The organism is Streptomyces mayteni (genome assembly GCF_054783955.1).
In genome coordinates this window covers 21,604-33,346 of the sequence record NZ_BAAGPR010000085.1, presented here as the reverse complement: position 1 = coordinate 33,346, position 11,743 = coordinate 21,604, and the positions used below count along the sequence as shown (strand labels likewise).

The following is an 11,743-nucleotide window of genomic DNA, read 5'->3' as shown; positions in this document are numbered from 1 at the left end:
GGCCCGGCCCACGGCGGCTACGCCGCCGGGCCGCAGGCCCGCTGCCGCGCAAGCCACCCGCGAGGGCGGGTGGGTGGGCGCGGCACGGCCGCAGGCCAGCACGGCCGCAGGCCAGCACGGCCGCAGGCCAGCACGGCCGCAAGGGCCCAACGGCGGCGAAGCCGCCTCGTTGGGCCCCCGCGGGCCACCGCCCGCGCGCAGCGCGCACCCCCGCGCGAAGCGCGGCAGCGGAAAGGGCGGGTGGGTGGGGGAAAACCCCCCGGCCGCACCCACCGCGCAGGGCCCACCCCCACCACTTACCGTCGGGATCGTGGAGGAGGTGGGCCCGATGCGTCACGCAGCCCGCTGGGCCGGCGTCGCGGCCACGCTCGCGGCCACACTCGCCGCGCTCGCCGCGACGCTCGCCCCCGCCGCCCAACCCACCGCCCCCGTCGAGGACACCGTGGATCTGGACGAGGCCGGCCATGTGGCCGACCACGCCGGGGCGCTGGCCGGGCGCGACGGGGAGGTGGAGCACGCCCTGGCGGGCCTGGAGGAGCGGACGCGGCCGCAGCTCCACGTGGCGTACGTGCGCGACTTCTCCGGCCACGAGGCCCAGTCCTGGACCGACGCCGTCGTCCACCGCAACGGGCTCGGGCAGCGCGATCTGCTGCTGGCGATCGGTACCCACGACCGCCGGCACGCGGTCTCCGCCGACGTCCACTCCGGGCTGTCCGCCGCGCAGCTGACCCGCGTCGAGGCCCTGGCGATCCGGCCGGCGCTGCGCCTCGGCGACTGGGCGGGGGCGGCGATCGGCGCCGCCGACGGGTACGCGGCGGTGACGGGCGACCAGCCGGTGCCGGTGCACCGGCTGCGGCCCGAGGTGGGGGACGGGGTCGCGGCGGGAAGCGGCGGCGCGACCGTCGTCGTGTTGCCGCTCGCGCTGGTCGCCGCGCTGGTCCTGGTGGTCGGGTACCTGGTGGTGCGCGGGCTGCGCGGCCGCGGGCTGCGGGCCAGGTACCGGATGGTGCCGCTGCGCTGGTCGGGGCGGTCGACGGAGCCGCCCACCCAGTCCCACGAGCCGTCGTTGACGGAGCTCGACCGGCGGGCCCGCGGCCTGCTGATCGAGACGGACGACACGGTCCGCGCCCGGGCCGAGGCGTACGCGTTCGCGCAAGGCGCCCCGCCCGCGGACCTCGGGGAGGCCGCCACCCGAACGGCGGAGGCGCTGCGGATCCGTTTCCGGCTCGACGAGCCGGCGCTGGAGCGGAACGATCTGGAGCGGCGCCGGCTGCTCGAGGAGATCGAGCTCCGCTGCGCGCAGGCCGGCGAGCGGCTGGCGGCGTCGCGGCCCGAGGTGGACGAGGCGGCGGTGCGGGCCGGGGTGACGGAGCTGCCCGGCCGGATCGAGGCGGCCGAGGGGACGCTGCGTCGGCTGGTGGAGCGGTTCGGCGCGGACGCCGTCGCGCCGGTAGCCGGGCATCCGGCGGCGGCGCGGGCCAGGTTGGCGCGCGGGGCCGAGTTGCTGCACCGGGAGGGTCCGGCCGCGGCGGCGGCCCCGCTGGCCGGGGCCGGCCTGCTGGTGGACGGGGTGGCCAGGTGGGCCGACGAGGTGGAGCGGGCCGCCACGGTGTTCGCGGAGGCGGCGCTGGAGACGGAGGCCGACCTGCGTGAGGCGGGGAGCGAGCACGCGCTGCGCGACGCGTCGGCACGCGCCGACGCCGCCCTGGCCGAGGCCCGCGCGACGGCGGCCGGCGACCCGTTCGGCGCGCTCCGCCGGCTGGGCGAGGCGGACGCCGGGCTGGCGTCCGCCCTGGCGTCCCGGCGGGAGCGGGAGGACCGCAACCGCAGGGCCCGTTCGATGTTCGAGCAGGCGCTGCTGACGGCGGCGGCCGCGCTGGCCGCCGCGCAGGACCATCTCACCGCGCACCGCGAGTCGGTCGGCACGGCGGCCCGCACCCGTCTGGCGCAGGCCGCTCACCTGCTGGAGCGGTCCTGGGGGGTGGCGCACAACGACCCGGCGACGGCGCTGCCGATCGCCAGGCGGGTGGACGCGCTGGCCGTCGAGGGGCGCGCGTTGGCCCTGCGCGACACCGGCGAATCGGGGCCGGTGGCCTGATCTCTGTTCGATCGGTGACACGCTGGCGTATGGTCTGGCATATGCAGATGGGGGGTGATGAATGAACGGGACCAACCTGCAGCCGTGGCAGGTGATCCGGCAGGAGGAGAACGGTGGCCGTTACCGAATAGGCCACTGCGCCACGCGCGCCGAGGCACAACGACTCATCCAGCGCCTCCGGATGAGCGCCGGCGCGGGCACGGCGGAGGAATCGGCCCACTACGTGGTCGAGCGGGTGGAGCCGGCGACCCGCGCACACCTCTGACCCCGCGGACATAATCGGGTGGAAGGGATCTTCCGGACCACCCACCGACGGGGGCGCGGAGCGTGAGCACTGAACCCGGCAGCCGGAGCGCCGACCACGCGCGCCGTGGGTCGCTGCACGTGGGCATGGTCATGTTGGACATCCGTGGCCGGATCCTGTTCTGGGGTCCGAAGGCGGAGGAGATCCTCGGCTGGGACGCCGCTGCGACGGTCGGCCGGTCACTCGCCGACCTGCTCCCGGCCGAGCGCCCCGCTCCGGGCCGTGACGTGCTGCGCGCGCTGTTGGCCAGGCGCACCTGGAACGGCCGGCTGGCCGTGTGCCACCGGGACGGCCACACCGTCGAACTCCGCTGTCGGGCCGAACTGTTCCCGGACCCGGGCAGTGTCCCGCGCGTTCTGGCCATTCTCCTGGAGAACGCCCGCTACGAGGCCGTAGAGCAGAGCCTCGCCGCGCTCGACGGGCTGTTCACGGCCTCCCCGCTGGGCATCGCCGTCTTCGACGCCGAGCAGCGCTACGTCCGGGTCAACGACGCGCTGGCCAGGCTCGGCGGCATCCCGGTGGCCGAGCTCCTCGGCCGGACGGTGCTCGACGTGCTGCCGCCCGAGATGGCCAGGCGGATCCACGGCCTGCAACGGGAGGTGCTTCGCACCGGGGAGCCGGTGACCGACCTGGTGATCAGCTCGCCCGACGGGCTGGGGGCCCGCTCGGTGTCCATGGGCCGGCTCACCGACCGCGCCGGCCGGCCCCTCGGCGTCGTCAACATCATCCTGGACATCACCGAGCGCCGGGACGTCGAGGGGAAGATCGAGCGGGCGAGGCAGCGGCTGGCACTGTTGGACGACGTCGGCGGCGCCATCGCCGACCTGCTCGACGTGCGGCGGATCGGCGAGACGCTGGCCAACGCCCTGGTACCCAGGTTCGCGGACCTGGCGGGCGTCGAACTGCTGTCCGGCGTCGTGGCCGGCGGGGAGCCGCCCACCGCGCACGAGCGGGCCAGCGGGCCGCTCTCCCAGATCGGCTTCGCGAGCCGCGCCCACCCGCCGGCGCTCGACTCACGCCTGCGCCGGAGCGAGCAGGACGGCAGCTTCGAACCGAACGCGCCCTTCCTGCGGCCGGTGCTCGACACCGGCGTCCCCTATCTCGGCGAGACCAGAACCGAGTTGCTGGCCGCCACGGCCGGCGACCCGAACGTCGCCTCGGTGCTCCGCGAACTGGACGTCAACTCGCTGATCACCGTGCCGCTCCGGGCCCGCGGCACGGTGCTCGGGCTGCTGGTGGTCACCCGCAGCGGCGACCGTCGCGCCTTCGACCGCGACGACCTGGCGCTGGCCATGGAGCTGACCGCCAGGGCCGGGATCACCCTGGACAACGCCCGCCTCTACGCCAGGGAGCGGGACGCCGCGCTCACCCTCCAGCGCAGCCTGCTCCCCCAGACGCTGCCCGAGCAGCCGGGCGTCCAGTTCGCCCACCGCTATGTGCCCGGCAGCCGGGGCACGGAGATCGGCGGCGACTGGTTCGACGTGATCCCGCTGGTCGGCGGCCGGGTGGCGTTCGTGGTGGGCGACGCCACCGGGCACGGGCTGCACGCCGCGGCCGCCATGGGCCGGCTGCGGACGGCGGTGCGCACCCTGGCCGCGCTCGACCTGCGCCCCGCCCACCTGCTGAGCCGGCTCAACGACGCCGGCCGCGACATCGCCCCGCGCCTCTCCGATCCGCTGATGGCCACCTGCCTCTACGCCGAGTACGACCCGCTCAGCCGGCAGTGCACGCTGGCCAAGGCCGGCCATCTCCCCCCGGTGTTGATCCACCCGGATCCGGCGACGGGCCGCTGGGCCGCCAGCCAGCTCGACCTGCCGTCCGGGGCGCCGCTCGGCGTGGAGGGGGTGCCGTTCGAGGAGGTGCGGATCGGGGTGCCGGAGGGCTCGGTCCTGGTGCTCTACACGGACGGCCTGGTCGAGACCAGGGACCGCGACATCACCGCCGGGGTGGACTCGCTGTGCGCGCTGCTCGGCGAACTGACCGGGCCCGAGGTGTCGCTCGAGGGGATCTGCGACGCGGTGATCGAGCGGTTGCCGGCGGCGGCCGGCGGCCAGGAGTCGGACGACGTGGCGCTGCTCGCGGCCCGGCTCGGGAGCCTGCCGGCCGACCGGGTCGCCGACTGGAGCTTCCCCGCCGACCCGGCGCTGCTGCCGACCGTCGGCGAGACGGTCGCCGGACAGCTGCGCGACTGGGCGCTCGGCAGCCTGACCGACCCGGCCCTGCGGCTGGTCGACCGGCTGGTGGCCGGCGCGATGGAACACCCGGACGAGCCCGTGGCCGTGCGGATGGTGCACGGCGCCTCGCTGATGATCGAGGTGAGCGCGCCGGCCGGCGGCCCCCTGGGCCAGGACGACGGCGAACTGCTGCTCGCCGCCCACCAGGCCCGCCGCTGGGGCACCAGGCACGGCCCCATCGGCCACGCCTTCTGGTTCGAACTCGCCCTCCCCGAGCGGTAGTCCCCGACGGTGGTAGGCCGGGCCGGCCCGGGCCGCCTTGACCTCAAGGGGGCTTGAAGTCGCAGGGTGGTCGCATGGACACCACGAACTCCGCGACGGCGAGCCACGAGGCCGAGCTGGCGGCGATCAGGCAGCTGGTCGCCGCGGTCGAGCACGCGCAGAACAACGAGCGCCCTGACGACTTCCTCCGCCTGTTCAGGGCCGACGCGATCTGGACCACGGGCGGCGGCAAGCGCCTCTTCGGCCTCGACGAGATCTCGGCCTTCACCCACCAGGTGCTCCCCGGCGCGATGCGGGACACCACGGTCACCTTCGAGCTGGAGCACGTGCTGTTCATCCGGCCCGACGTCGCGGCCGTCAAGCTGCGCCAGCTGTACCGGACACCCGAAGGACCCGACGTGGGCTCGCCGCTGTGGGTCATGGCGAAGGAGGGCGGGCAGTGGCGGCTGACCGCCTGCCAGAACATCGGCGTGCCGGACGACGAGGTGGAGACCGGCGGGGCGGGCCGGCCGGTCTTCGCCCCCGAGCGGTAGCGGTCCTGGCGCGCTACCGCACGGGGAGGTGGTAGCCGACCCGGAAGCGGTCGGCCGGAACCACCACCTCCGCCGTCTCCACCGGCAGGCTGCCGGCCCGGAAGGTGCGGTGGACCACCAGCACCGGATGCCCCGGCAGCCCGCCGAGCACCCGGGCCTCGGCGGCCAGCGCCGGCCTGGCGCCGACCTCCTCCGCCACGTTGTCCACCGTGACATCGATGGCGGCCATCCGCTCCACCACCCCCCGGCCGGCCAACGGGCCCTGCTCGGGCAGCATCACCGGGGTGCGGCCGGTGATCCGCAGCGGCTCCCAGGACGTGGACAGCATCACCGGCTCGCTGCCGGTGCGGAACACGTAGTGGGTGCACATCACCTGCTCCCCCGCCTCGATCCGCAGCCGCTCCGCCACGGCGGGCGGCGCTTCGACCCGCTCGCTGTGCCCCTCCCAGGTGCCGCGCACCCGCTCGTCCGTCTGTTCCTGCCGGAAGGCCGAGCAGTCGCCGAGCGTGCGGTAGCCGCTGCGGGCGATGGTGCGCGGCGCCGGCCGCTCCCTGACGTAGGTGCCCGATCCGGATCTCCCCTCCACCAGGCCCTCGGCCATCAGGACCTTTCTGGCCTCGAGCGCCACCGTGTCGGAGACGCCGTAGGTGGCGCGGATCGTGGCCTGCGAGGGCAACCTGGTGTGCGGCGGCAGGCTGCCGTCGTCGATCTGCTGTCTGAGGTCCTCCGCGACGCGGAGATATGCGGGCTGCTCACCGAACGGCACAGGCCCCTCCCAGGGATGCTCCCGTCTCGTGTTGACAATCGGCAACAGCTTGACAACAGAGCGTCGCCAATCGCAAGAGACGGCCAAAGTTTCACTCGAAGTGATGACGATGGCCCCGTCCCGGGACAATCACCCCACGTCGGCCCCCGTCTGGCGGGACCCCTGAGGCGGAGGGGCGTGCGGTGCAAGAATGTGCGCCCTGAAGGTCGGACGAAGGTCCGAACGAGCCGATCACCCAGTGACGGAAGGGACCACGAGCAAGCATGAGCGCGTCAGGGGGAACCAAGGCGATCGTCGCCGCTTTGTCGGCGAACCTCGCTATCGCGGTTGCCAAGTTCACGGCGGCCGCGTTCAGCGGCTCGTCGTCCATGCTCGCCGAGGGCGTGCACTCGATGGCGGACTCGGGCAACCAGGCGCTGCTGCTGCTCGGCGGCCGGCGCGCCAAGCGCGCGGCCAACGAGGAGCATCCGTTCGGCTATGGCCGGGAGCGCTACATCTACGCCTTCCTGGTCGCCATCGTGCTGTTCTCCATCGGCGGCGTCTTCGCGCTCTACGAGGGCGTGGAGAAGATCCGGCACCCGCACGAACTCGAGCACTGGTACTGGCCGGTCGGCGTGCTGGTGTTCGCCATCATCGCCGAGGGCTTCTCGTTCAGGACCGCGATCGTGGAGTCCAACGCGGTGCGCGGCGACCAGTCCTGGATCCAGTTCATCCGCACCGCCAAGGCGCCCGAGCTGCCGGTGATCGTGCTTGAGGACCTGGGCGCGCTGCTCGGCCTCGTCCTGGCGCTCGGCGGCGTGCTGATGTCGCTGGCCACCGGGGACGGCGTCTGGGACGGCGTCGGCACGCTGTGCATCGGCGTGCTGCTGGTCGTCATCGCGATCGTGTTGGCCATCGAGACCAAGTCGCTGCTGCTCGGCGAGGCCGCCGGTCCCGACTCCGTGAAGCGGATCCGCGCGGCCATCGTGGACGGCGACACCGTCACCCGGGTCATCCACATGCGGACCCTGCACCTCGGCCCCGACGAGCTGCTGGTCGCCGCCAAGATCGCCGTCCAGCGCGGTGACGACGCCGGCGAGGTCGCCGACGCGATCAACGGCGCCGAGGCCAGGATCCGCGAGGCGGTGCCGATCGCCCGGGTGATCTATCTGGAGCCCGACATCTACCGGGAGCCCGCGCCGGCCGCCGGCTGAGCGTCGAACGCCCCCACGCCCGAGGGCCCGTGCCGGAGACGGCACGGGCCCTCGGCGGTTGTGGACCGCGGTCCCTCAGGTCGTCAGAACTGCAGGGCCCAGGAGCTCAGGTAGCCCACGTCGGCGCCCGCGTTGTCGCTGATCCGCAGCGTCCAGGTGCCGTCGGCCGCGACGCCGGCACCGTTGAAGGTGAAGACGCCGTCGAGGTTGTCCGTGCCGCCACCGCTGCGGTTGTGCAGGTTCCGCACCGTGCCGTCAGGCGAGATCGCGTCCACCACCAGGTCACCGATGTAGGTGTGCACGATGTGCACCTCCACCTGGAAGGCGCCGGTCAGGGTGCCGACGCCGGTCACGGCGATCGTGGAGGTCGAGGTGGAGTTGTCGTTGATCGGCACCTGGGTGGTGTTGCCGAACCGCGGCCCCGAGGGCGGCGCGGGCGGGCCGCTGCCCTCGTCGCCCACGTGCAGCAGGGCGTTGACGGTGTTCCCCGGGATGCCGGAGAGCCGGTTCCAGATCGCGTTGTTCACCAGCGCGTCCGAGACCTCGGCCGGGGTCGCCGCCGGGTTCTCGGCCAGGTAGAGCGCGGCGGCGCCCGCGACGTGCGGGGTCGCCATCGAGGTGCCCGAGATGGTGTTGGTCGCGGTGTCGCTGGTGGCCCAGGCCGAGGCGATGTCGGAGCCGGGCGCGAAGATGTCCACCACGGAGCCGACGTTGGAGAAGTCGGAGCGGGCGTCGGTCCTGGTGCTCGACCCCACCGTGATGGCCTCGGAGACCCGGGCCGGCGAGCGGGTGCTGGCGTCGGCGCCGTAGTTGTTGCCGGCCGCGACGGCGTAGGTGACGCCGGCGGCGACCGAGTTGCGGACCGCCGCGTCCAGGACGGTGTCGACGCCGCCGCCAAGGCTCATGTTGGCGACGGAGGGACCGTCGGCGTCGCCGGTGACCCAGTCGATGCCGCCGACCACGCTGGCGGTCGTGCCGCCGCCGGAGTTGTCGAGCACCCGGACGGCCACGATCTCGGCCGCCTTGGCCACGCCGTAGCTGGCGCCGGCGACCGTGCCGGCCACGTGGGTGCCGTGGCCGTGCCCGTCCGCGGCGCCCTGGTTCCAGTAGTCGAAGCCGAACCTGGCCCGGCCCTCGAACTGCTGGTGGGTGAGGCGCACCCCGGTGTCGATGATGTAGGCCGTCACCCCCTCGCCCTCGTTGGCGTAGGTGAAGCCGGCGTCCAGCGGCAGGTCGGCCTGGTCGATCCGGTCGAGGCCCCAGGAGGGCGGGTTGGGCTGGGTGTCGGCCAGCTCGATCCGCTGGTTCTGCACGACCTCCTTGACGCCCGGCTCGGCCGCCAGCTCCAGGGCGTCCTGCTCGCTCATCTCCGCCGCGAAGCCGTTGAGCGCGTACCGGTAGACGTCCGTCACCTCGGCGTCGTGTCTCTCCGCAAGCTCGTCGGCCCCCTCCGAGGTGGCCGAGAAACCGCCGTCCTCCAGGACCACGATGAAGCTGTCCTGGATGGTGTCGTCGGCACCGAGGTTGTCGATCACGCCGACCGGCTCGTCGGCCTGCGCCGTCGCCGGGAGGGCCGCGCCGATCCCGAGGGCGAGCAGGGCGGCGGTGGCCACCGTGCCGCCGAGCCGCGAGCGGCGGGGAGTTCGCGTCACTGCTATCAAGGTTCCTCCTGATCAGTGGTGCGCACACACAGCAGAAAGGCATGCCCATGACAATCGACCGGATCGATTGCCGTGGGCATGACCACATCTCGAATGGTCCGCCTCCGTGAAGGGATTGACAAGAGTTCCCCGGGATCCGTCACGGGCGCGAAATGCTGGTGAAGCATCAGTTTCGCTTGTGAACTGCCGGATCTGGTCTGGACATCCGACCTCCCCCGTGCAACGCCCGGCGCCCGCCCCGGCTCGCGACGGGACGCCGGGCGCCGCCGTCACCCCTCGGCCGTGCGCGAGTAGGACGGTGGGCGGGCGAGACCGAGCAACCAGCCCCAGTGCGAGCCGAGCCGCTGCTCCGCGTAGCGCACCACGCCGTAGTAGGTGGTACCGGCGGCCGCCGTCAGCGCGGAGGTCACCGTCGCGTTGTCGAGCTCGACACCGACCCGCGCCGCCTGCACCGCGGTCCACGAGACGGCGTAGGGCACGAACGTCCGCCAGAGGCTGGCCAGCCAGTCATAGAGAGGAGACATGAGAGATCCCATCCACGAGAAGGAAGAGACACGCCTGGCCGGACTCACGCGGGCCAGTACCCTGCCTGTTCCCGGCCCCGAACCGCAGGTCACCGACCGAAATAGGTGACCCCGACGCCCACACGCCCCCCGCGCACGCCGGCGGCACGGGCCGGTCACCTCACTCCGTGGGGAGGCGGAATCCCCGAACCCACCCTCACCGGTCCCGGATCTGCACGTGGTGATGTGCTGTGCGCGATGCACGGTCACCTGTGCGCTGTGCTGAGCTGCTCGGTGACATGGGGAATTGAACCCCCGCGCTGCCCACCACGCACCGCAAAAAGCGTTCCACTCGGCGAATGAAGTCAGCACAGAACCCGCACGAGCACGCACCCAACCGGAATCAGTAGTGGTAGCGGGCCGCCAGGATGATGATCTCCCGGTCCGTGACGAGATAGACGAGGCGATGTTCGTCATCGATCCGCCGCGACCAGGCCCCAGGCAGGTGGTACTTCAGCGGCTCGGGCTTGCCGATCCCGGTGAACGGGTCCCGCAGGACGTCCTCGATGAGCTTGTTGATCCGCGCGAGCATCTTGCGGTCGTTCTTAAGCCAGGACGTGTAGTCCTCCCAGCCGCCCTCTTCGAAGACGAGCCTCACGCGGCACCCTTCTCGGCGCCCGACGCATCAGGGTCGATGAGCTCCCGCTCGGAGAGCCCCATGTCACCAAGCGCGTTCTCGTACGCCTTGAGCAGCCGGCGGGCGTTGGCCGGCGAGCGCAGCAGGTAGGAGCCTTCACGCAGGGCTGCGTAGTCCTCAGCCGAGACGAGTACGGCGTTCCCGTGCTTGGAGACGATCTCGATGGCCTCGTGATCGTCGTTGACCTTCTTAATCAACGGGAAGAGAGCCTTGCGCGCCTCGCTGGCAGTGATCGACATCGACGGAACCCCCTTCAAGAGTGGTACCACATAGCGTACCACCGGGTAGAGGGCGGGCGGGGCGGAAAGTCAGCACCCAGGTCAGCACGGAAAGGAGAACGGGGCTCGCCTCAGGAGCGGCGAGCCCCGTTCGACCTGCGCATTTGACAGATCAATCTAGCTCAAGGTAGTCGAACGGTCACACGTTGAAGCGGAACTCCACCACGTCGCCGTCGCGCATCACGTAGTCCTTGCCCTCCATGCGGGCCTTGCCACGGGACCTGGCGTCGGCGACGGAGCCGGCGTCCAGCAGGTCCTCGTAGGAGATGACCTCGGCCTTGATGAAGCCCTTCTGGAAGTCGGTGTGGATGACACCGGCCGCCTCGGGGGCCGTGGCGCCCTTGGCGATGGTCCAGGCCCTGGCCTCCTTCGGGCCGGCGGTGAGGTAGGTCTGGAGGCCGAGGGTGTCGAAGCCGACCCGGGCCAGGGTGGCAAGGCCGGGCTCCTGCTGGCCGACGGTCTGGAGCAGTTCGAGGGCCTCGTCCTCGTCGAGCTCGGCGAGGTCCGCCTCCAGCTTGGCGTTGAGGAAGATCGCCTCGGCGGGGGCGACGAGCGCGCGCTGCTCGGACTTGAACGCCTCGTCCGTGAGTTCGTCCTCGTCCACGTTGAAGACGTAGAGGAAGGGCTTGACCGTCAGCAGGTGGAGCTCGTGCAGCGGCTCGGCCGCCTCGGTGCCCTGGGCGATGCCGGCAGAGAAGAGGGTGCGGCCGTCCTCCAGGATGGCCTTGGCCGACTCGATGGCGGCGACGACCGGCTGCCGGTCCTTCTTGATCCTGGCTTCCTTCTGGAGCCGGGGCAGGACCTTCTCGACGGTCTGTAGGTCGGCGAGGATCAGCTCGGTGTTTATGGTCTCGATGTCGCTCTTCGGCGAGACCTTGCCGTCGACGTGGACCACGTTCTCGTCCTTGAACGCCCGGATGACCTGGCAGATCGCGTCCGACTCGCGGATGTGGTGCAGGAACTTGTTGCCCAGGCCCTCGCCCTCGCTGGCGCCGCGCACGATGCCGGCGATGTCCACGAAGTCGACCGTGGCCGGCAGGAGCCGCTGCGAGCCGAAGAGCTCGCCGAGCTTCGCCAGCCGCGGGTCGGGCACCCCGACGACGCCGATGTTGGGCTCGATGGTGGCGAAGGGGTAGTTGGCCGCCAGGACGTCGTTCTTCGTCAGGGCGTTGAACAGGGTCGACTTGCCGACGTTCGGCAGGCCGACGATTCCGATCGTGAGCGACACGTGAGACTTCCCGGACGTGAAAGCGT

Annotated in this window: 11 protein-coding genes; 5 read left to right on the top strand and 6 right to left on the bottom strand. The window is 72.4% G+C overall.

Annotated elements, in window-relative coordinates:
• The first annotated feature begins 328 nt into the window (after positions 1–328).
• From ACYVPE_RS29170 to ACYVPE_RS29155, 4 genes are all read left to right on the top strand, one after another.
• Positions 329–2,098, top strand: a complete 1,770-nt coding sequence (locus ACYVPE_RS29170; protein WP_461036731.1) for a TPM domain-containing protein — start codon at positions 329–331, stop codon at positions 2,096–2,098.
• A 61-nt stretch (positions 2,099–2,159) separates the two neighbouring features.
• Entirely contained in the window at positions 2,160–2,363 is a 204-nt protein-coding gene (locus ACYVPE_RS29165) for an SPOR domain-containing protein (protein ID WP_461036730.1), read from the top strand.
• Positions 2,364–2,425: 62 nt separating this feature from the next.
• A complete protein-coding gene (locus ACYVPE_RS29160; protein WP_461036729.1) occupies positions 2,426–4,858 on the top strand; it encodes a SpoIIE family protein phosphatase in 2,433 nt (810 codons plus the stop codon).
• Between the two features lie 74 nt (positions 4,859–4,932).
• The gene (locus tag ACYVPE_RS29155) at positions 4,933–5,391 is read left to right on the top strand and encodes an SgcJ/EcaC family oxidoreductase (RefSeq protein WP_461036728.1); all 459 of its coding nucleotides are present in this window, start codon (positions 4,933–4,935) and stop codon (positions 5,389–5,391) included.
• Positions 5,392–5,404: 13 nt separating this feature from the next.
• Here the strand turns inward: ACYVPE_RS29155 and ACYVPE_RS29150 are convergent, their stop codons facing one another.
• Complete coding sequence (locus tag ACYVPE_RS29150) at positions 5,405–6,157, bottom strand: GntR family transcriptional regulator (protein WP_461036727.1); 753 nt, start codon at positions 6,155–6,157, stop codon at positions 5,405–5,407.
• A 263-nt stretch (positions 6,158–6,420) separates the two neighbouring features.
• On the opposite strand from ACYVPE_RS29150, the gene ACYVPE_RS29145 reads away from it, so the two are divergent.
• Complete coding sequence (locus ACYVPE_RS29145; RefSeq protein ID WP_461036726.1) at positions 6,421–7,350, top strand: cation diffusion facilitator family transporter; 930 nt, start codon at positions 6,421–6,423, stop codon at positions 7,348–7,350.
• A gap of 83 nt (positions 7,351–7,433) precedes the next feature.
• On the opposite strand, the gene ACYVPE_RS29140 is transcribed toward ACYVPE_RS29145, so the two are convergent.
• From ACYVPE_RS29140 to ychF, 5 genes are all read right to left on the bottom strand, one after another.
• Complete coding sequence (locus ACYVPE_RS29140; protein ID WP_461036732.1) at positions 7,434–9,008, bottom strand: S8 family peptidase; 1,575 nt, start codon at positions 9,006–9,008, stop codon at positions 7,434–7,436.
• Between the two features lie 272 nt (positions 9,009–9,280).
• Complete coding sequence (locus tag ACYVPE_RS29135) at positions 9,281–9,535, bottom strand: hypothetical protein (RefSeq protein WP_461036725.1); 255 nt, start codon at positions 9,533–9,535, stop codon at positions 9,281–9,283.
• 382 nt (positions 9,536–9,917) lie between these two features.
• On the bottom strand, positions 9,918–10,172 hold the full coding sequence (locus tag ACYVPE_RS29130) for a Txe/YoeB family addiction module toxin (protein ID WP_059013180.1): 255 nt from the start codon (positions 10,170–10,172) through the stop codon (positions 9,918–9,920).
• Positions 10,169–10,450, bottom strand: coding sequence for a type II toxin-antitoxin system Phd/YefM family antitoxin (locus tag ACYVPE_RS29125; protein ID WP_461036724.1), 282 nt, complete (start codon positions 10,448–10,450; stop codon positions 10,169–10,171). Before ACYVPE_RS29125 ends, ACYVPE_RS29130 begins: the two co-directional genes overlap by 4 nt.
• 178 nt (positions 10,451–10,628) lie before the next feature.
• Positions 10,629–11,717 carry a redox-regulated ATPase YchF gene (ychF, locus tag ACYVPE_RS29120; RefSeq protein WP_461036723.1) on the bottom strand — a complete coding sequence of 363 codons (1,089 nt, stop codon included), beginning with the start codon at positions 11,715–11,717 and terminating at the stop codon, positions 10,629–10,631.
• Positions 11,718–11,743: the final 26 nt, after the last annotated feature.